This window comes from Lysinibacillus sp. OF-1 (genome assembly GCF_028356935.1).
GTDB classification, from domain to species: domain Bacteria; phylum Bacillota; class Bacilli; order Bacillales_A; family Planococcaceae; genus Lysinibacillus; species Lysinibacillus fusiformis_D.
This window is the reverse complement of record NZ_CP102798.1, coordinates 1,883,346-1,904,193: the sequence shown is the minus strand read 5'-3', so window position 1 is coordinate 1,904,193 and position 20,848 is coordinate 1,883,346. Positions and strand designations below refer to the sequence as shown.

The 20,848-nt window shown below is 40.5% G+C and carries 23 protein-coding genes; 4 read left to right on the top strand and 19 right to left on the bottom strand.

What is annotated here, in order from left to right; all coding sequences use genetic code 11:
• Window positions 1-87 precede the first annotated feature (87 nt).
• Both NV349_RS09060 and NV349_RS09055 read right to left on the bottom strand, forming a co-directional pair.
• Complete coding sequence (locus NV349_RS09060) at window positions 88-1,038, bottom strand: stalk domain-containing protein (protein WP_058844959.1); 951 nt, start codon at window positions 1,036-1,038, stop codon at window positions 88-90.
• A gap of 433 nt (window positions 1,039-1,471) precedes the next feature.
• The gene (locus tag NV349_RS09055) at window positions 1,472-3,241 is read right to left on the bottom strand and encodes a glycerophosphodiester phosphodiesterase (RefSeq protein WP_271913059.1); all 1,770 of its coding nucleotides are present in this window, start codon (window positions 3,239-3,241) and stop codon (window positions 1,472-1,474) included.
• 224 nt (window positions 3,242-3,465) lie between these two features.
• Here NV349_RS09055 and NV349_RS09050 point away from each other — a divergent pair, with 224 nt between their 5' ends.
• Window positions 3,466-3,675, top strand: a complete 210-nt coding sequence (locus tag NV349_RS09050; RefSeq protein ID WP_036117306.1) for a hypothetical protein — start codon at window positions 3,466-3,468, stop codon at window positions 3,673-3,675.
• 24 nt (window positions 3,676-3,699) lie between these two features.
• Here the strand turns inward: NV349_RS09050 and NV349_RS09045 are convergent, their stop codons facing one another.
• The 9 genes from NV349_RS09045 to NV349_RS09005 all read right to left on the bottom strand — a co-directional run bounded on the left by NV349_RS09045 (window position 3,700) and on the right by NV349_RS09005 (window position 11,871).
• Window positions 3,700-5,274 carry an amidohydrolase gene (locus NV349_RS09045; RefSeq protein ID WP_271913057.1) on the bottom strand — a complete coding sequence of 525 codons (1,575 nt, stop codon included), beginning with the start codon at window positions 5,272-5,274 and terminating at the stop codon, window positions 3,700-3,702.
• Between the two features lie 18 nt (window positions 5,275-5,292).
• On the bottom strand, window positions 5,293-5,844 hold the full coding sequence (locus NV349_RS09040; RefSeq protein WP_036117296.1) for a biotin transporter BioY: 552 nt from the start codon (window positions 5,842-5,844) through the stop codon (window positions 5,293-5,295).
• Window positions 5,845-5,985: 141 nt separating this feature from the next.
• On the bottom strand, window positions 5,986-6,648 hold the full coding sequence (locus tag NV349_RS09035; RefSeq protein WP_036117294.1) for a TIGR04104 family putative zinc finger protein: 663 nt from the start codon (window positions 6,646-6,648) through the stop codon (window positions 5,986-5,988).
• On the bottom strand, window positions 6,635-7,153 hold the full coding sequence (locus NV349_RS09030) for a sigma-70 family RNA polymerase sigma factor (RefSeq protein ID WP_089932412.1): 519 nt from the start codon (window positions 7,151-7,153) through the stop codon (window positions 6,635-6,637). The genes NV349_RS09035 and NV349_RS09030 overlap by 14 nt, the downstream gene beginning before the upstream one ends.
• A gap of 105 nt (window positions 7,154-7,258) precedes the next feature.
• Complete coding sequence (locus NV349_RS09025) at window positions 7,259-8,014, bottom strand: ABC transporter ATP-binding protein (protein WP_089932414.1); 756 nt, start codon at window positions 8,012-8,014, stop codon at window positions 7,259-7,261.
• Between the two features lie 6 nt (window positions 8,015-8,020).
• Window positions 8,021-10,339: an ABC transporter permease gene (locus NV349_RS09020; RefSeq protein ID WP_271913052.1), complete on the bottom strand. Its 2,319-nt coding sequence runs from the start codon at window positions 10,337-10,339 to the stop codon at window positions 8,021-8,023.
• A 59-nt stretch (window positions 10,340-10,398) separates the two neighbouring features.
• Window positions 10,399-11,049 carry a TetR/AcrR family transcriptional regulator gene (locus NV349_RS09015; protein ID WP_058843719.1) on the bottom strand — a complete coding sequence of 217 codons (651 nt, stop codon included), beginning with the start codon at window positions 11,047-11,049 and terminating at the stop codon, window positions 10,399-10,401.
• A 119-nt stretch (window positions 11,050-11,168) separates the two neighbouring features.
• Window positions 11,169-11,390, bottom strand: coding sequence for a helix-turn-helix domain-containing protein (locus tag NV349_RS09010; protein WP_036117277.1), 222 nt, complete (start codon window positions 11,388-11,390; stop codon window positions 11,169-11,171).
• Between the two features lie 10 nt (window positions 11,391-11,400).
• Window positions 11,401-11,871 (bottom strand): DUF2975 domain-containing protein, encoded by a 471-nt coding sequence (locus NV349_RS09005; protein ID WP_036117275.1) that lies wholly within the window; start codon window positions 11,869-11,871, stop codon window positions 11,401-11,403.
• A 188-nt stretch (window positions 11,872-12,059) separates the two neighbouring features.
• Here NV349_RS09005 and NV349_RS09000 point away from each other — a divergent pair, with 188 nt between their 5' ends.
• Window positions 12,060-12,608: a GNAT family N-acetyltransferase gene (locus NV349_RS09000; RefSeq protein WP_271913050.1), complete on the top strand. Its 549-nt coding sequence runs from the start codon at window positions 12,060-12,062 to the stop codon at window positions 12,606-12,608.
• Window positions 12,609-12,661: 53 nt separating this feature from the next.
• Here NV349_RS09000 and NV349_RS08995 read toward each other — a convergent pair whose 3' ends face one another.
• From NV349_RS08995 to NV349_RS08985, 3 genes are all read right to left on the bottom strand, one after another.
• On the bottom strand, window positions 12,662-14,110 hold the full coding sequence (locus tag NV349_RS08995) for a tetratricopeptide repeat-containing diguanylate cyclase (RefSeq protein WP_058843721.1): 1,449 nt from the start codon (window positions 14,108-14,110) through the stop codon (window positions 12,662-12,664).
• Between the two features lie 222 nt (window positions 14,111-14,332).
• Complete coding sequence (locus tag NV349_RS08990) at window positions 14,333-15,523, bottom strand: hypothetical protein (protein ID WP_271913048.1); 1,191 nt, start codon at window positions 15,521-15,523, stop codon at window positions 14,333-14,335.
• A complete protein-coding gene (locus NV349_RS08985; RefSeq protein ID WP_101966791.1) occupies window positions 15,516-16,022 on the bottom strand; it encodes a sigma-70 family RNA polymerase sigma factor in 507 nt (168 codons plus the stop codon). Before NV349_RS08985 ends, NV349_RS08990 begins: the two co-directional genes overlap by 8 nt.
• Before the next feature lie 123 nt (window positions 16,023-16,145).
• Between NV349_RS08985 and NV349_RS08980 the strand changes: the two genes are divergently transcribed.
• Entirely contained in the window at window positions 16,146-16,574 is a 429-nt protein-coding gene (locus NV349_RS08980; RefSeq protein ID WP_089932420.1) for a MerR family transcriptional regulator, read from the top strand.
• Entirely contained in the window at window positions 16,571-16,927 is a 357-nt protein-coding gene (locus NV349_RS08975) for a DUF4260 domain-containing protein (RefSeq protein ID WP_231745004.1), read from the top strand. Before NV349_RS08980 ends, NV349_RS08975 begins: the two co-directional genes overlap by 4 nt.
• 121 nt (window positions 16,928-17,048) lie before the next feature.
• Here the strand turns inward: NV349_RS08975 and NV349_RS08970 are convergent, their stop codons facing one another.
• The 5 genes from NV349_RS08970 to NV349_RS08950 all read right to left on the bottom strand — a co-directional run bounded on the left by NV349_RS08970 (window position 17,049) and on the right by NV349_RS08950 (window position 20,780).
• A complete protein-coding gene (locus NV349_RS08970; protein ID WP_271913042.1) occupies window positions 17,049-17,261 on the bottom strand; it encodes a hypothetical protein in 213 nt (70 codons plus the stop codon).
• Window positions 17,262-17,336: 75 nt separating this feature from the next.
• Window positions 17,337-17,558: a hypothetical protein gene (locus tag NV349_RS08965; RefSeq protein WP_036117260.1), complete on the bottom strand. Its 222-nt coding sequence runs from the start codon at window positions 17,556-17,558 to the stop codon at window positions 17,337-17,339.
• A gap of 9 nt (window positions 17,559-17,567) precedes the next feature.
• Window positions 17,568-18,638 (bottom strand): LolA family protein, encoded by a 1,071-nt coding sequence (locus NV349_RS08960; RefSeq protein WP_036117258.1) that lies wholly within the window; start codon window positions 18,636-18,638, stop codon window positions 17,568-17,570.
• Window positions 18,583-20,085: a HAMP domain-containing sensor histidine kinase gene (locus NV349_RS08955; protein ID WP_271913039.1), complete on the bottom strand. Its 1,503-nt coding sequence runs from the start codon at window positions 20,083-20,085 to the stop codon at window positions 18,583-18,585. Before NV349_RS08955 ends, NV349_RS08960 begins: the two co-directional genes overlap by 56 nt.
• On the bottom strand, window positions 20,082-20,780 hold the full coding sequence (locus tag NV349_RS08950; RefSeq protein ID WP_249645801.1) for a response regulator transcription factor: 699 nt from the start codon (window positions 20,778-20,780) through the stop codon (window positions 20,082-20,084). Before NV349_RS08950 ends, NV349_RS08955 begins: the two co-directional genes overlap by 4 nt.
• Window positions 20,781-20,848: the final 68 nt, after the last annotated feature.

Below are 20,848 nucleotides of genomic sequence, written 5' to 3'. Positions count from 1 at the left end.
GACTTTTCTTTTTCATTGTACTGAATTTTCCATTAGAAGGAAATAAAAAAAGAAGTACCTAGCGAATTGCCAGATACTTCAATGTCATTATTTCATTAGTTCTTCTGCTAATTCAACAGGTATATATGTTTTGCCAGCTTCTAATAAAGCGGGCGCTACTTTAAATTGGCGAAGCGCTTTATTGTAGCCATATTCCTTTTGACCGCGAGTAATCGTATAAGAAACGGCACCTTTCGAAATAATAGCACCTTTTGGCGTAACTTCTACTTTAAAGCCAAGTTCTTCTGCGATTAATCGTAGTGGCACCATTTTCGTCCCTTCTACTTCATAAAAGTCTTTCTTGATGATTTCTTGAACAGCTGGATTCGATGGTGCTGGTTCAGGAGTTGGCTCTGGATCTACTTCAATTGGTTCTTCCTTCTCGATCGTGTCCAACACGATGACTTTTGAAGGTGGTGTTTGAGCAGGAATACTCATCGTAGCAATTGTGTAGAACACGGCTAAATGCTGCTCTTTTAAATCATCCAATTTTACATCTTTACCAGAAGCACTTACTAATTTAGTATCTTCTCCAACATTTAATTTTAAGTTGTTGTCTGTATCGATTAAATTTTTATCGAAGAAATCAACTTCCACGCTACCCATTGCTTCTGTTTCAACAATAATTACTTCTGGGTTATACTGCGGTGGATAAATTGCAAGCATAGGTTTTTTGGCATAAGAGTAAGCCGACACCTTATCCCCTTTTTGAAGCTTGACTTCTTTTCCTGTATTATCGAAAATGAATGACTCTTTATTAGCGATGACAATGTTCGTATTGTCACCGTCCATTACTGTATAGGACGTTCCGTTTTCACGAACATCTACATTTTCCACTGTACCCGTTACTTTAATAAAAGTCGGCTGCACTTGTTGCTCCGTAGTTTCTGCGTTCGTCACCACAGCCTCACCTTCGTTAGCTGATGCAGTTGGAGCTCCAATCGCGCCCCCTAATAATAATGCTGACATAGCAAATGGTACGACTTTCGTCATTTTCATAAAAAAGCATCTCCTTCATATCTCGAATTCATAGAAGTAGTCGCCTCTGCATGAAAAAGGTTACAATCTGACCGATTTTTTTATTTTCAGCGAAGTCAAACTGCTATCGAACGGTTGCGTATGATGAAGCGCTTATGTTGTTCGCTTTGATTTGAGGGCATCTGGGTGTTCGCTTTACTTTCGCGGGTTGTCGCTTGCCTTCCGCGAGTATTCGCTTGCCTTCCGCGAGTATTCACTCTCCTTCCGCGAGTATTCGCTTGCCTTCCGCGAGTATTCACTCTCCTTCCGCGAGTATTCACTCTCCTTCCGCGAGTATTCACTCTCCTTCCGCGAGTATTCACCTTCCTTCCGCGAGTATTCACCTTCCTTCCGCGAGTATTCACCTTCCTTCCGCGAGTATTCACTTCGCTCGCGGGCGTTCAGTTCGCTTCCCTCAAAAGATAAATTGCAGTCGATTGAGGATGCGCTGTAAGAAGTATTGATGTTCGCTTTGTTGTGCTCTTAGCTCGCGGGCGACGTCGGGGTGGTCGGTGATGACGCCGCTGACGTTTTTTTCAATAAAGGTTTGCAAGGAACGGTCGTCATTGAGTGTCCAAACAAATAGGTCAGTTGGGTGCTGCTTTAATTCCTCAATCAGCTGCTCGGTTACCCAGGATTCTTCTAATGCGATAAAATCAACATTTTCCTCCATTGGTCCGATGTTGAGTGCATAGACAATGCCCACTCGCAAATTGGGCACCAATTTTTTTAATTGCGCCATTTTCTGTACATCAGCGGATTGCACATAGTAGGAATCCAGCACCTTGTATTGACGTAGCTTCTCGACTAATTTAGGTAAAACATCTTCCGTTTCTTGGCCGTGCACCTTTAATTCGATTAATAACGCCACATCTAACGCTTTGGCAATTTCGATACAATCCTCTAAAGATGCAATTTTATCGCTGTAGCCATTTTGGTGAATGGTTAATGACTTTAGTTCACTTAGGGTCATATTCGCAATGACACCGTTTTTACCGGCTAGCCGTCTTAATGTTCGATCATGAAAGACAACAAATTCACCATCTACGGTTTGCTGAATATCGATTTCAATTAAATCTGCCCCCGCATTCGCTGCATTTACTAACCCGCTAATCGTATTTTCTACATTACCTGCAACATAGCCTCGATGGGCAATAATTTTAGTATCTGGGGCATAAACACTTTTCTCTAAAGAATTGATGTTCATCATACTTAATACGATAAAAACGATGAAACTGATCAATAGTAATGGCTTATAGCGTCGCTGTCTCTTGGTAGCCACTCTGACTTTGCCTAGCACTGGCGTGTTATACGTAATGGCAACCATGACTTGTGAAAACATAGCCTGTAATAAACTAAATAGCACTACAAAGACCATTTCCAACAAGGCAAGTGTAAGCCCCGCTGTGACCAATGCTGCGCTCGGCATTATGCGCTCTATTAAATAGAGCGGAAACGTACTGATGACCGTTATTCCTAGCATCATTAGCAAATGACCTGTTAAAAGCATCGCTAATAATACTAACAGTTCAAATAAACCTCGTTTAGAAAAATGCCAGCTTTGCTTAAAGGAACGTAGAATCGAGATGTTGGGCTGGATTGTAAAAATTGGTAACGTTAAAATACTACGAATGCCGATCATCACCACGATACTTGCCACCGCAGCATATGCTAGCCTACCAGCTCGACTGCTCATTATTTCGTCTGTTAAAAAATGTGGCAGAGAAACGGATTGCGTTAAGGTAAGTGGTAGCATAAAGGAAGCTAATGGCATTAATAGGGCAAGATAGACAATTAAAAATAAGACTTGGACACTAAAAAAATAAATAACTTTTCGATTCAATTGCTGCCATAAAGGAAGAAAGCGATAGCGCATCCCCCTTTGCTGATGAAAGGCCATAAGAAAGAGAAAGCCCATTTCATAATAAACAAATAATAAAAACAGCAAAATTAATAGACAAATCATCATGATGACAAAGGGATGCGCCACAAAGCTTTGCCAATTTTGCTCAGTAATATGTGTATACCCTGTTACTCGGAGCATGAGCTTCAAGACGATCGAGGTTACAGGGATTATCAATAAAAACTGAAAAATTCTAATCAATGCGAAAACTTGTACATAATCTAACCGATACGCATAAATATTGTGGACAGCCTGTCGCATTACTTGTCCTGCCTTGTGCACGTACTCACCCCTGTCATGCTGTTAAAATAGCTCTCTTCTAACGTATGTTCAAATAGCTATAGCACAGTACTGAAAGCCGCTAAAATAGCAATTTGTTCAAGTATCCTATGCATCAAAGTAAGAGAAGATTTGTGTATTTATCGTGACTTTCTCCATTTTTTTGAAACTTTTCATGTTGCTATCCAGTATATAACTAGATACCCACTAGAGAAAGGAGCGCAAACATGAAATTCACTCTTGGCGATATCATTAGTACAACTGTTCTTTTATGTATGTTTCTAGCTATCTTTTTCGTGATGATTCATATGATTAAAAAAATGAAGTCAACCGTCCCTGTGCCTCCTCCACCAACCATGCAACAGCAAGTAGAGGACTTAACAAAACGTGTATCGAGCTTAGAGCAGCAAGTAAAAAATTTGGCTGACAAACAATAGACCGAGAAAAAATCGCTGCAAAGGTTATCCTTCACAGCGATTTTCATATACCATCTTCCCATCCACCACCGTACAAGCTACTTGTATATGTGGTAGTTGTTCAATATCTACAGTAAAAAGATCCTCCTGTAAAACCGTAAAATCGGCTGCATAGCCTGCTGCAATTTTGCCACGCTTATGTGACTGACCGATTATTTCGGCTGCTCCTACGGTATACAGATGGACGGCCTCAAACCGTGAAATTTTCTCCTGCGGATTATAGCCCTCATGGCTTTCGCCAATATTTCTTCTTGTGACAGCAGCGTAAATGCCTTGTAGCGGATTGGGAACCTCAATCGGGGCGTCACTGCCCCCTGCCACAATCAGCCCTCGGTCAAGAAGCGACTTTAAAGGATGTAAGCCTTGAACGCGCTCCTCTCCAAGTCTCGATAACTCTGCTTGATATTCTCCCTGTACAAATTGCGGCTGCATATCTACCGCAACAGGTAAAGTAGCTAGCTTGGCTAATAGTTCATCATCGACTAAACTACAGTGAATCACGCGATCAAACTGACCATCCTGCGGCGGATAGGCCGCAAAAACGTCTAAAATCGTTGCTATTGCTAAATCTCCAATCGTATGCACGGCCACAGTTTGTCCGTACTGACGAGCAAGCTGAACATAGGTCGTTAATTGCTCTGTTGTATGAATGAGCATCCCAGCATTGTTAGAGTCATCACTATACGGTTGACGTAGTGCCGCCGTGCGACCGCCAAAGGCTCCGTCAATAAAAATTTTCATAGCGCCAAACTCTAAAAATGGTGATGAGGCTAAATCCATTTTTGCGACCGCTTCAAAGACCGTATGATGCTGTAATAAATGAACTTTAAAGGATTGCTGTGCCTCCACGATTTTACGATAAGCCAGAATCGGTTGGCTTGGTGGTCCGTAATAGCTTAAGTCCTCAGAATGCCCTCCTACTAAACCATAGGATTGGAGCGAGGCCACCGCTTTTGCCAAAGCATCCTCGATATACGCAGGTGTAATATGCGGCATATGGTTGACAATTAAATACAATGCTGCGTCCTTTAGTACACCTGTGAGCTGACCGTCGACTTTGTCAATGACACCGCCCTCTGGTGAAGGTGTATCATGTGTAATTCCTGCAAAAGTGAGTGCCTTAGTATTGGCTAAGATCAAATGATGACAGCTCCGTTTAATGATTAAATGGGCCTCTCCAAGGGCATCTAGCTCCGCTAAAGTTGGGAAAATGGGCTCCTCAAATTGGTTTTCATTTAGCCCAATCGCAATGACCCATTCATGTGCTGATGCCTCGGACATTCGCTCCTGAAGCTTCTCAAGTAATGCCTCTTTACTGGTAACTGCTGAGACATCAAGATGCTTAAGTTTTTCTCCGTAGCCAATAATATGTAAATGACTGTCTACAAAACCAGGATACATGGTCTTGCCCTCTAAATGTTGGATAGAAGCAGCTAGTGGCGACAAGCTCTCCACTGAGCCTGTCGCCACAATTTTTCCATCTTCTACAAGGACTGCTTCCACTGTTTCACCAATCTGAGCCATCGTGTAAATCTTGCCACCTGTCCATAATGTTGCCAAAACAATTCCTCCCATGTCCTATGCTGTTGCTTCAATTAAATGTGCGCTCTCTAAGCGACGACGGACAATGACACCAATCCACGCTGCAAGTACCGCTTTGACGATCCCCACTACGATAAATGGTGCAACACCACCCATAAAGGCAGCTGTCCATGTGTATTCTGCTACAATTTTTAACCACACTGTTCCGAACGCTAATGTGATGATCATGCCAATAATATTCGCAATAATAGCGTGAACAAATGTAATACCAAATTGATCTAAGTATAAGCCCATAATAATCGCTGTGACAAGGAAACCGACAATATATCCGCCTGTTGGACCAACTAAAATTCCGAGTCCGCCTGACATCCCGCTAAATACAGGTAAACCTACTGCGCCTAATAGTATATAGAGCAGGACAGATATCGTCCCTAATCTTGTCCCTAAAATGGTTACGACAATTCCAACCGCTAAAGTTTGTCCTGTAATCGGAATAAGTGGTAGTGGAATCGTTACTTGTGCTAGAACGGCGATAATCGCTGCCCCAAATGCTGCTAACACGTATTGATATGTACTTCCTTTTTTCAATGTAAAAAGCCTCCCCTTGTACGTTAACCAATAATTAAAATAAGTTAACACAAAGATAAAGCAAATAAAAACCGTTGTCAATCTATTTTCGAATAAAAAAAGAAATTGCTAGATTACAATAGCAATTTCCTTTCAAAATGATTACCATAAAGGTTCATTCATTGGATCTTTTTCTTGCAGCTTAAACACATATGGCGCAATTTGATGATGATAAAAGAACATGCCCACTAAAAAGAAAATAAGTCCGATAACAAAATGTTGGAAAACATGCTGCAGCATAATCAATAACGGCACTGGCATCGTCATCACACCACTGATTTGAATGGATTTTTTTGTGCGATATTGTTTTTGTCCACAATGAGGGCACACAATTTCACCATTTTTGCGATACAACTTACGTGCATCTTTCTCAGACCAGCTCTCCCCACATTCAATACAAACAGGTAGGCCATATCCTTTTTTCACTAACAAACGCTTGACAATAAAAGTTGCTCCGATAAATATACCAAGCAATAACATGCCTCTTACATAATCGGAGTCAAAAAGGGACCACCAGTGCCATGTATCTGATGATGTACTAGCTGCTTGCTGTCCTGTGGTACGTTGTTCCTTTTGCTGTGTCAAAATATAGCTAAAACCAATGACGAAAACAGTAAAGGTTGCCAGCACGAGACGATATGTCCATTCCCCTCCTGTTTTACGTTGCCCTTGTCGTCGCGCTTTGTCAGCGATTAATTGCTTGCGCTGTTGTGAGAGCTTGACATCCTGTAGCTCCTTAAGCAAATCCTCTTTAAATTGATTCATGACGTAGCCCCTCCCAATCAAAGTCACCCATTGCTGCTGCCAGCTGTTTACGGGCTCGCTGTAGTCTTGTACGAATTGTTGCTTCTGGACAATGCACGAGCTGGGCAATTTCCACAGTCGTCATCTCCTCAAAATAATACAAAATCAAGACCTCTCGATAGGCGACTGATAACGTAAACAATGCCTCCATTAGCTCTTTTTTGACGGATTTCTCTAGCATCTCCTTTTCAGGTGTAACCGTTGTCGTGCGCCCTGTAATCTTTTCAAACAGTGTCAGCCGTTTGCTTTTCCAACTCCGTAAATAATCATGACTTCGATTAACCGTCATTTTCACTAAATATGTACGCAATGATGCTTCCTGGCGAAACTGTTCCTGCTTTTGATAAAAGGCGATGAACACATCCTGCACAATGTCTTCTGCTGTCGTCTTATTTTTCACATATAGATAGGCGACCTTTAGCAAGTAATCACCATGCTCCTCGATTATCTGTTCAATATCCATCATTGCTCTCACCTTCTTTCTACACTACTGACGGACGCCACTGCTATTACGATTCAATTTTCACAAAAAAAATCCGTAATTTTTTAATCATTACGGATTCTCATCTATTTAAATACCTATTTCTCGCATAGTAGCCACTACTTTGGCCATTCTATCGTCTAAATCTATGCCTGTAAAGGTGGGCAATCGTAGCTCATTTACGATGGCTCCATCACACATAAAGAGAATACGCTCCGTTCTGGCAGCAATTTTTGGGTCATGTGTCACGAGCATGATTGTTGTGCCCTCGCTATTGATGACCGTGAATAAATCCATGATTTCCTGTGCAGACGTTGAATTTAGAGCACCTGTTGGTTCATCTCCAAAAATCATTAGAGGATCGCTAATCAATGCACGACAGATGCCTGCTCGTTGCAATTGTCCGCCAGAAACTTGTGTCAAATCTCGCTTTGCTAAATCCGCAATCCCCATTTTTTCCATGATGGACAGCGCTTTGTCTGTTAAGATGCTCACATTTTTTCGTTGATCACGCATCGCAGGTAACAAAATATTATCAAGGATATTTAAGTTTTTTAGAAAGGTCGGCTGCTGAAACACAAAGCCCATTCTTGTTCTGCGCAAATCCGCAAGCTCATTGTCACGAAGTGAGGCTAAATCCATGCCATCAAAGATCACTTGCCCATGATCGATAGTGTCCATCCCACTAAGTGCATACAAGAGTGTCGATTTCCCACAGCCAGAGGGCCCCATAATGGCAACGAACTCCCCTTTATTTATTGTAACGGATATATTCATTAACACATTATACTGTTCATCGCCGACCTGAAATGACTTTGCTATTTGCTTACCACTCACTAGTTTCATAAGGTTCTACTCCTTTATATGGTCCATCATTTTGACATGCCCCGCCCTGGACGTACCTATGAGTGTAGCTAGCAGAACAACGCTTGTGAGCGCTAATGGGCAAAAAACATAGGCCGCTAGAGGTTGAATCGTAAACTTAAATGAAGCCGCACCAAATGATGCGATAACCGTACTTGTCACAAGCTCACCTAGCGTGTTGGCGAGGAACGTCCCCATTGTTATAGCCAATAGTAAAACAAACACGGCTCGAGCCGCATATTGTGTAGCGATATCTCTGTTGGTAAAGCCTAATGCCTTCATAATAGCGATAGATGTTTGATCCTTCGCCATTAGCATGTTCATAAATAACAGCGTGACGAGCAAACATAGCAAGAGGGCTATGGCAAGTGCTGCACGAGATGCTTTTTCAATGGCATGGATGGTCGTGCTAAAGGTTTGGTTGATATAATCATCAATGCCTGAGACCTTTGCAAAAGAAAATGTTTCTGCATATTCCTTTCGCTTCTCCTCGACCTGCGATGGCTTAGACATCGTTCCATAGATGACACTCCACATACTTTCTGTAGAATGGTCAAAGAAAGCTGCCTTTGCTGTCTTGCCACCATTCGTAATATCAGAATAAATGCCGCTAACAATCAAATCCTTCACTTCACCATGAATGATCAATGACATAGCATCGCCAACCTTTTTGTGAAGCTCTTCAGCATTTAGCACAGAAAGCGCGATTTCATTGTGGGCAATTGGTGCCCTGCCATGTGCATATTCTACTGGGAAAATGGTATGGTCGCCCAGCTCTGTTTTTAAGCTTGCTTCCGAGCCATCATCAGCCATTGTCGTGAATTTTTTTGTCGTCAACACACTATAATGCTCGATTGCTTTGTCTTGTTCTAATGTCTTAATGACAGCTGCCACCTGCTGGGCAGTTTGCTTGCTTTGTGGGACATCTATTCGAATATCACTATTGCCAATGCCCATATACGTCATAAAGCTTTTGGCGGCAATTGTATTGTGTAAATTATGAGGTACAATGATGATAAATGTTGCCAGGAGTAAGACGACCAGCATAGTGGCATACAGCCTTTTCCGTGACAGGACATCCTTCACCCCAAGAAAGAGATTAATGGGAAGTCTTTTATTTGAGCTGAGGTTCAACCATTTTGTATGCTGTGTTTTTCCTTGTGTTGTACCAAAACGCAACGCCTGAGTGGCTGATAGCTTGCGAAATTGTTTCAGAACAGATTGTACATAGCCCATTATCACGATAAATACGAGCAATAGCCCGATGAAGGTGAACAGCCAAATCAGTGAGGTATTGCCCGTTTCCCCCATGAACAAACGGATATTTTCAAGTAGCCTATCTCGAAGCAAGAAAGAGCTAGCAAACCCTAGCATACAGCCTATTACCGTGATCACAGCATATTTGGCAAAATACATCTTTTGAATATCCGCAACACGAATGCCAATCGCTTTCATGACACCAATTTCGCGATAATCCTCTTCCATCTTCGTGAGTAATGTAAAACGAATACACATAAAAGCAATGAATACTACAAGAAGGCTAATTAATAAAATGACAGCAATCATTAGCCCATCCGATAGTGCATTTAGCATTTTGAATAGCGGCAACGTAATGGATGGTCCATTCGCTTCTAACCCTGCACGTGTGTAGGCTTCTTCAAAATCTTTTAATTCAGCCAAATCGTTTAACCGAAATTCAATCAAATATTCAACCGTGCCCGCTCCCTGGATGGCTGCATAGTCCTGGTCACTGACAAGAAAGCGTTTTGAAGAGGCCAGCATAGCATTCATTTGTGAATCTCGTAAAAATCCTGCAATCGTCAAGTGCTTATCTTGAACAATCACGGTGTCACCCAGTTTGGCTGTCCCATCCTTCCAATAGCCTATTGGCACATAAATATCGCCATTCGCCACTTCAATTACATGACCATCCAGGTCCAGTAAATAATCGAATTTCTCACTTTGCGTACTAAAGCCATTGTCCTGTACACTATGCGCTAGTGTGGTGCCAGCAATATGGATCTTGGCCCCATCTACATTGAGAAATTCATTGACCTGAAATTCGTCTACACGTTCATCACGTTCCGCAAACTCAGTGAGTCGTGCTTGATCAATTTTGCCTGCATGCATCTGTAGAAAATGAGACGTTTCTGCTTGCTCCATCATCGTTTCCATCGCACTTGTTAAATGGACAATGAGCATTGCCGAGAGCGTGACAAGCATAGCAGCAGCTGCCACAAACAGTATCGTGATACCTGCTATAAGCTTGCTCTTTGCCACATCATTTCGCACAAATTTCCAATACATAGGTCACCTCTTTGGAAGTTTTTAACTACCGTCAAACCCAATAAGACCCTCATTCGTATTTATGTCGTACTACCTTCGCCATCCTTGCCAAACATTTGCATCATATAGAGCAAACTACCATTTTCCACTCCAAGCATTCGTTCGACATTAAAGATAAATGCTGGAATGCGTGCCGCTCGTTCTTCATCTGTCATCAGCACTAAATCATCATCGAATACAGCATTGGTATAGGCGATAATCATTTCCATACACTCATATGGATAGGGAGTATGATAAACGCCCTGTTCAATACCATCACGAATAATGGCCGTAAGGATTGGTGGCACTTGATTCATCACCACCTGCTGTATTTTTCGATGCATTAATGCATTTTGCGGCTTATGCACATGCTCCATAATCTCCTGACCACCATTTTCATGCTGTATGTTTAATGCCATCACAACACGTAGAATGCGCTCATTCACAGCAATGCTTTTGTCTTCTGCAATCGCTCTTGCCTTTGCAAGCATCGTACTTGTATAACGCTCAATGAGGGCATCCATAATATCTTCCTTAGACTTAAAGTGATAATAAAGCGTGCCCCGTGCAATGCCCACTTTTTCAAGAATATTGCTGGTGCTAGTACCGTCAAACCCCTTCTGTGTAAATAATTCGTCTGCTGCATCTAATATTTCATTGCGACGCTCTTCCGCCTTCTTCATTTCCCTCATAATCACAACCCCTTGCATTTGACCGACTGCCTGTCGATATATCTTTTCTTTATCGTATCATAGGACGACTATTACTGGCAATAATTCCTACAAAAAAAGAATCTGCATGAAGCAGACTCTTATTTTTGCGTGTCCTCGTTCTTTCGATATTCCAAAATATCGCCAGGCTGACAATTCAATGCCTCACAAATGGCCTCTAACGTTGAAAAACGAATGGCTTTGGCCTTGCCGTTTTTTAAAATAGAAAGGTTTGCCATCGTGATGCCCACTTTTTCTGAAAGCTCTGTTACGCTCATTTTTCGTTTTGCCAGCATTACATCAATATTGATGATCATTGCCATAGTATTCACCTCAAACCGTTAAATCGTTTTCTGATTTGATATCGATGGCATTTTTTAGAAGCTTTTGCAGCACAGCAGCAAAGACTGCCACGACAAAGGAAGCAAAAATAATAACCATTCCGATAATAATAAGACCAGGGGCATCATCTACTTCTGCCACATAGTATATCAGTGGCATCCCTACCACATATACACCACTAATGATAATTGCACAATATTTAATATTGATTAAAGCTTTCACGGATCGTTCTGAAAACGCAATATTTTGATCGATATAGCTTAGTAGTTTAATCGTCGTATACAGAGCAACAAAATAGGCGATGGCCGTTGCATAAACACCTAGTAAAGCAAAAATGGTTGTTTTCGGAAAATGCTGTGCTGCCCCTATCGCTACACGAGGAACTACCAATAGACATAAGGCAAGAACCGGTATTCCCATTAGAAAAACAGCTATCTTTAAAAAGAGCGTTTCTCGTTTCATCTGACGCACCTCTTTTATTTATTCTCCTGTACAATTTATCATAATTTTTATCGTTTTTCAATAAATATTTATTCTGATTCAAGATGTATTTTTAACTGTTATTTGGTTTATTTTCCCTTTTATTGTGCTATAATCGATTCATCTTCTCAAGCTTTAAAAAATAGCACTGAAGACAAAGGAGGAATTCGATGATTTACCGAGCAGCAGAAAAAACAATGGAGACTGAGCGTTTATTACTCCGCCCTTTTACAGAAGCAGATGCACCTGAGGTAAGTGTTTTATGTAACAATTATGCCATTTACAAAAGCACACTGAACGTACCTTATCCCTATACAATAGATTGTGCATTGTCATGGATAGCCACTCATCAACAAAACTTTGAGGAGAATCGCCTCTATGAATGGGCTATAACAGACAAACACAGTGGGCAATTATACGGGGCGATAGGGTTGTCCAATCAGCAGCCACATCAAAGGGGTGAAATCGCCTATTGGATTGGGGAGCCCTATTGGGGAAATGGCTATGGGACAGAAGCAGCCCAAGCAATCATCGCCTTTGCGTTTCAAGAGAAAAAGTATCATCGTGTCTATGCTCAGTATTTTCAATCCAATCCTGCATCCGGCAAAATCATGGAGAAATGCGGGATGCATTATGAGGGAACCCTAAAACAGCATGTGTATAAAAATGGTGCTTTCGAAGATATTGTTTATTATGGCTTAATCAATCCAAACCATTAGTTGACAACTTACACAAAAGAGGCACTTCCTATGCAGATATGCCTCTCCCTCGTTTATATACCATTTCCCACATCGGAATAATGATTATAGTGCGTAATTTGGTTGCGACCATTGCGCTTGGACTTATAGAGCGCTTCATCTGCATGTTGGATTAGTTCTTCCACTTTTACAATGCTGCCTTGCTGATTGGTACTTACTCCAATGCTAAATTCCAAATGAACCTTTTCATTATTCACTACCAGAGACAATGCCGTTAATGCGTGATAAAGATTATCAGCCAATATTTGCACCGATTCCCCTTCCTTAACCTGACTTAGCACAATAAATTCATCCCCACCAAAACGAGCAACAATGGACTCAAACGGTTCAAAATAGTCCTTTAATGCTTTGGCTGTACTCGTCAACGCATCATCGCCAATTAAATGTCCATTCATATCATTGATTTCTTTAAAATGGTCTAAATCCACCATCATTAAAGCTAGTTGCTGATTACTTTCGGCCGCTTTTTCAACCATCTTTTTCGCCTGTTCATCAAAATAGCGTCGATTGTAGATATTTGTCAGCGGATCCATATAGGCATTTTTTTCAAATTGCTTCTTATGATCGTTGTATTCCATTTCAAACAATACATGTGAATAGTTTTCACGTTGAATTTCTAATAAAATATTTATAAATTCTTTTTGTATAGCACATAACACAATTTTATTGCCCTGTGCCTCAATTAATTTCACTAAAGAATTATAAATGATTTGCAGCAAGGACAGGTCATTGTTTTGCAGGGCATAATGTTTCGTCTTTTGATATAAGTCAATGGCTTCACTGATACGCCCTTGTTTTTCACATAGGAAGGCGTACGCATTGAATACCTCTAGTTGTACTTTCGAATAAGGCGGATCTTGAATCGTTGCCAGCAATTCTAGTAAGAGTTCGTTCGCTTCATCAAATTCTTCCAGCCAGATAAGTGCAACAGCTAGGTTCGTTTTAGGATACATAACCCCTGTATAGGGCTCTTTATGCTTCACTTCAAATGCATTCGAATAGTAAAGACTTTTTAGGGCAAATTCCTTGGCTGTGCGATAGTTGCCCATCGAAATTTCTAAATCACTTAGGTTATTGTAAATTTTCCCCATACTCTCCACATGATGAATCGTTTCAGCTATTTTTAAGCCCTTCAGCATTAACTCTTCTGATTTCTTTAAATGACCAAATGTTCCCCAATAAATAGCGGCTAAATTGTAGTATTGAATTAAATCGATATCATTGCCATGTTGAAAGGTTAGCTCACGATATTGTTCAAGGACACTGATGGAAAGCTGTAGATCACCCGTTTGAAAATAACTAGCACAACTATAGCGCAATAGCAGGATAGCCTTATCATACATTCCAAGCTCAATGGCACTCTCGATTGCGGCACTACTTATTTCTATATATTCTAAAAAGCGATCAGCATTATATAATTCATTGAGCGTAATCCATAATTCTTCAAATTCTTGTGTGTTCATACCGCTCCCCCTTATTTTCACCCTTACTTCTTTAATACTACCTTTGCACACAAAATATTACAATTCTTTGGACTCATTTAATTTCCCATCATTAAGCAATTATTCCTAACAACAAATATCTCTATGTATTTTATCCTAGATGTAATGAAAAGTTATTTTAACATGGTACTTTCACTATAATTTTCTCCTCAACAAAAAACAAGCCTCTTTCAAAGAGACTTGCTAAGATTCCTGTAAACCTATTAGCGCTTTTAACTGCATTGCTCTTTTAGCATTCAGCTGGATTTCTCCACTCCCTACCTTTTGAAGATAAAGAGATCCACCATAGCCCTTCCACATTTCGATACGCACGCCATCAACCTGAAAAGAATACTCGGGAGGTCTTGCTATCTTATTGGCTGGCTGCCACGGGACATCCTGCAAAAACTGAGCGACTTCTTGTTCATTTTCCAGCTCAAGCACCTTTGTAATGGTTGGCTCTAGTTTTTCCAATTTAGTTAATAAACCATATTTTCTTACGACTCCGTTTTCCTCAATGCTCCCTGTTCCCATTGAAGTGAAAGTAATATAATCCCCCTGCTTGACAGGAAATTCATCCAGCACAGGATACCAATCGGCTTGTTCATATTTTTCCGCAAGCTGTCCCTCCGTCATATGATTTAGATCCTCAGGAATCACTCCTTCTATAAATAAGAAAACATTCGATTCGACCTTCGCAACTGTGCCGACCATTGAAGAGCCATGTGCACTGGTACGTATTTCGATGTTATGCTCCTTTTGAAAGGTTCTTGCCTGCTCAGCAAAATGCGCTTGGAAATACCGTTTGGCATCAATATTGGCTACCTCTTGATAAGCATAAAAGGTTGGATATTTTTCTTGATATATCGTATACAGCTTCGTCCTAGCTGTATACATTGGCAGGAGGGGTTCAAGGTATGTTTTCGCATATTGTTTCGGCTCTAGTCCGAGAAAAAGAGCTTCAGATTCAGGCGATTGCTGTAGCATTTCCAATTGCTCAACCTGTTTCTTTCTTTCTGCCTCTAACTCTTTCTTAGAATAGGTAACCCCTAATGATTTCGCAAAATAGTAGGAGGCAACAAGTTTTTCATATGAAAAATACGCCTCCTCTTTATAATATGCCTGCTCTTGCCCTGACCGTATCATATGGCTAATACGCTCAAAGTGCTCCAGTTGCCTTTCATGGAATAGGGCGGTCGTCTGCTTTGTTTCATTCGTTAAAAGCTGCATCATTATAAAACCCACAACACAAAGAGTGAGCACAACCGTTAATAGCGTGAATCGTACAGATTTTTTTCTGTTAGTCGGCTGTTGTAACACATGTTTTTTGACGCTTTCTTTGCTCACTGTCACATCCCCTGCTACATTGACTAATTCCTTCTGTATATCATTCATGCCCTAGCACCTCCCATTCCTCCTGCTTTAGATGGGGCTTTAATGCTTCTCTTGCCCGTTTCAGCCTTGTTTTCACCGTATTTTCTGCAATTCCTAGTAGCTGCGCAATATCACGAATCTTCATTTCTTCAAAATAATAAAGAATGACGGGCTCACGATAGGCTAAGGACAATTTTAAAATGGCTGCCCCAATCTGAGATCGTTCCTCTGCTGCAACGAGCTCATCCCGCTGTTTATGCCCCTGTAGCGGAAATAGTTTTTCTTGGAATAGTAATTTTCTATAATGCCAGCTTTTTAAATAATCTTTGCTTTGATTAATCGTTAACGTGGATAAGTATGCACGTAGCTGCCCTCGCTCCTCATAGCCACGCTGAGAAAATTTAATAAAGACCTCTTGCACAATATCCTCGGCTGTTTGCCGGTTTTTCACGTAAAAATAGGCGAGACGTAATAAATGTTCTGCATGTTCATCGATTATTTCTTCAAGTATGCCGTCCACCTCCCCTTCTTACACTATAAACGACTGCCACTAAATAACCGTTTCATTTTTTAACTATTATTCAAAAAGAACCTTGACCTTGGAGCATACTCCAATGTTAGGATTAATTTAGGAGGTGCTCGTATGAAAATTAAACAATTCGCCGAAAAATTTCACTTCACAACTGATACAGTCCGTTACTACGAAAAAGAGGGTCTTTTACATCCCCGAAAACAGGACAATGGCTATCGTGTGTATGATGCCGCATGTGAGCAGACAATGAAATTCATCATCGTCTTACGTCAACTCGGCTTTACCTTACAAGAAATTAAACATTTACTGACATTGGAACAAAAACCTATCTCCACAGCTTGTAATGAAGAAACCGTACAGCTATTTTCAGTCAAAATAGCACAAATCGAGCAACAACTACGTTTTTATCAGCACGCACTGCAATCATTACAATTGACTAAAACATTAATGGCTGACGGACAATATGAAAAAAATCAAGAAAAAATTGCCTCTCTCATAGAGGGGATGTATCAAAATTTATTGGAAGGTCGTGGCTTATGATGAAATTACGTAAAATCATCTCTTTAGAATATGTGATTGCCTTGATTATCACCGTCTTTTTCTATGGGCACTTGGATTTTTCATGGCTGTATTTTATGGTGTTTTTATTACTCCCTGACATCACTATGATCGGCTATCTCCTCAATCCGAAAATAGGCGCTGTTTTCTATAATATTGGGCATAGCTTTGTATTGCCTGCCCTCCTTCTAGTAATAGACTTTATGATGTCTAGCTCTATATTTCTGATGGTTGCTTTAATTTGGCTCGCACATATTTTCTTAGATCGCGCACTTGGCTACGGTTTAAAATATGAGGAAGCCTTTCAGAAAACACATTTACAGCAAATTACGTAAGTATTACAAAAAAACAACCACTCTACATGGTTCGGTGACCGTATAGAGTGGTTGTTTTTAAACTAATAGATCATCTATTTATAAATCATAAACCTGCTACATTTACTATGTACGGATCATTTTATCCCCTCATGATGAAGATAAGAAAGTTGTAAATAAACGGTAATATCAAAGCAAGCGCTAAGCACAGCACCGCTGCCCATTTTGTGTTCTTGATGCCCCTATCATCACCTATCTTTAGATGATGAAAATAAGTTAATGTAAAATAAAAGCATACAACCATCAACAGGGGTGAGGTCAATTGTTGGAGTGCACCAACTATAAATGTAGACATCGTCAAAAACCTCCTTTTTTAAATTAAACCATAAAAAGGCAGGATCATCCATCTGTGATCCTACCACTGTTCTATTTAGATAAAACGTTTTAAGATGGATTCATAAAGCCCTACCATAAATAGGCCAATCACGATGGGAATCAGGGATGTAAAACTAAAATAAAAACCTGCATCATCATACTGACCTAAAAAGTGAAATTGTAGCCAAGATACTCCATAGGTTTCCCCTACTCCATATAAGAAAATAGTGGTAAATAAAAACAATGCAAGACATTTCAGCCCTTCTGCTCTTTTCATAGCATCACCTCATTGAACAAATGTCATTTGTTGCACATAGCTTAAAAGATCCTCAAGCGTTAACGCTGGATTTTCCCCAACGATATTGTATTGATAGCCATTTTCCTGCCAAGAAATGGAACGGAAATTTTCATCATCCATAACAGTTCCTTTTTGCCCTCGAATAACCATCTCTTTTTCATTTAATATTGGCTCAATTTCTGCTAAACTCGGATCTGCCTTGAAAATAGTAACAAAAAATGCTGGCTGCCCATCTAATCCATAGTCAAACGAATATTCAGGTCGATCTTCTAATCCTTTAGCCATGGAAATCTTGTCTAGCGTTAGATCATTTTCTTGTGGGACTACTAAAAAAGCTCCTAGTTTTTCTTTGGCACTTTCTAACGAAACAGATTCTGAAGTATCCTCCCCACTAATTTCTTCAATCGTTACATCCTTAGGTAGATCTAGTGTAAATTGTTGGTCATCTATTTTTTTACCCTCCTCCATCTTTGTAAATTCCGTGATCATTTGATTTCCTGCATTATCTGTCTTCGTTTTTAATGTCAGCCATGTTTTCTTGTCAATCCATACTTCGATATCCCCAAATAACGATTCGCTTTTTTTCGTTTTGGCTACAATTTTATACGTGTCTCTACCAGCTACCTTTTCCTCACCTGCGATCTTAATCTCATGTGTATCCTTGATTAACTTAAAAATAAGCTGTACTTGATCTCTAGGTGATTGAAGCCCATCTAGTCCGCCTTGTGGAAAGGCCATTTTATAGGCTGTATTTTCAGCAACATCATAGCTTATCACTTGTGAATCAGTCATGACTGAGATGACGTGTTCACCATTGTCACCTGTCATCTCCATACGTCTATTGCCATCCTTGACCCACTCTTTCACTTGGGCTTTGCCACCAAGCTCCCCCATATCTAATGTGTATTCGCCATAATAAGTTAGTGGTTCTTTGGATTCTTGTAGTGCTTGCTCAATAATTTCCTGTGGTGAATACGATGCCTCCGTATTACAGCCCACTAAGCTAAATGTCATCACAGCAATTAAGCCCGCTGTTCGGCATGTTTTTTTCCATTTCATTTTTAATTGCTCCTTTAAAAGGTGGTAGCCAGCATACTACAGCTGTTCCGATATTCTCCTGCGAAAACAGCTCTACTGTACCACCATGTTTTTCGATAATTTGTTTTGTAATATTTAAACCTAGACCTGTCCCTCGTTCTCCAGCCTTCGTTCTTGCACGATCTGCTTGATACATGGGCTCAAATAATTTTGTGATGTCCTCCTGCAAAATACCTTGACCACTATTTTGTACAATGATATATACACCTTCTTGCTTGTTCAAAGTTGACTTCAGGAAATCAAAACTCCATACTGGATAACTCCCAGCATTGACGGCCGCTAAGCCAATAGATGTACCGATTTCACCATAGCGCCAAGCATTGCTCATTAAATTATCAATCACACGCTGTAATTGTTTCGGGTGAACCGCATATAGCCCATCTACATCGCAGAAAACGTTTAAAGTAAATCCTTGTTCCTCACATAATGGTTCATAGTCAGACAATGCCATCTCAAAAAATTCTGCAGCATCAACAGCAACCAGCTCTAATTCATAATTCGTTGATTGGAGCAATGTATACATGAGTAAATCCTCTAGCATATGCTTCATCCGATCAGCCTTCGTTACGATGACCTGCTGATATTCATCTTGTTGCTGTTCTGTAAGCCCCCTACTTTGTAAAGATTCTGCATAGGCTTGAATGGCAGTCAGGGGCGTTTTTAAATCATGAGAAATACTTGCAATCATCAACTCTTTTTGTAGCTGCTCCTCTTTTAAGGAAGCTCTTGTCTTCTCAATTTCATTCTGCATGGCCACAAATGATTGAGCTAATTCTCCAATTTCATCTTTCCTTGCGCTAAGATTTGTTTCCACATGACCACCTTTTGCAAAAATGCGCATTTGCTGCATCAGCTCTTTTAATGGTCGATTTAGTCTACGATTAAGCACGAACAGGACAGCTAAATAGATGGCAAGGAATAGTAGAATGGAACCTGTTATAACAAGCCATGAACGATTTTCAACACCCTTTACCCAATCTACCCTAACTAATTGAATTTCATAGACACCCAATAAATCGCCCTGTTGATAGACAGGCTCCTTATAGGTAAAGGCGTTGTATGTTTGTTGTAAATCAAATAATCCTTTAAACATGCGCTCTTTTCCAACATAGCCTGATAACAAAGGATTGGAGGAATATAAAATAAAGCCAGATTTTGTATAAAGGGTAATTCCTAGCTGCTCATTTGTCAGCTCTTCTAACTCTTGTAAATCCGCGTTTTTTTGATAGAGCGCTGGATTGTCAATGGTTGCTTTTATTTGATTCAGCTCAGTCCACTTATCAAAGTATTCCGCAACATTTTTATCTTGATAATAAGCATTTATCCATACATAAAGGCTGTATGCCCCTGCAATCGGTAACACCATGACAAGAAAAAAAGTAAGGAGTAACCATGTTTTAATTTTCATAATGGTTCACCTATAAAACGGTATCCCTTGCCCCATACAGTTTGAATAAAATGAGGGCTTTTCACAGAATCATTGAGCTTTTCACGCAATGCCTTGATATGTACTGTGACCGTATGTGTGTCCTCTATACTCGGCTGCTGCCAAATATGCTGATACAGTTCCTCCTTTGTGAAGGTTTGACTCGGATTTTTAGCAAGTAGCCTGAAAAGAGCAAATTCTTTTTGGGTTAACGCTAGCTCTTGCTGATTAACACTCACTATCGCTCGTTGCCAATCAATCATTAATCCAAAGGCATAGGCAGTCCGATCTTCTACTTCCTCTAGCTTGTTATAACGTTTCCAGCGCCTAAGATGGGAAGCCACACGTGCCTTCAACTCCTCTAAACTAAACGGCTTTGCAATATAATCATCTGCCCCCTGCAAGCCCTCCACCTTATCCGCTTCCTCCTTACGAGCACTCATCATGATGATCGGCACATCACTTTCCCAGCGTATATTCTGACAAACCGCAAGCCCATCCATCTCTGGCAGCATCCAATCCACCAACACTAAATCGAAGGAATCCGCCTGAAAATCTGCTAACCCTTCAAGGCCCGTAGTCGCCCACGCCACACCGTACCCCTCCTGCTCTAGCGTCTCTTTGACAATCCGACCAATAGCGACATCATCCTCAATCAGTAGTAACTTTTCCTTCATTCGTTCTCCTCCTGTTTCCACCTTACTATGGAAAAAGTGATTTTCTCCGAAGTTTATACTTTCTTTAT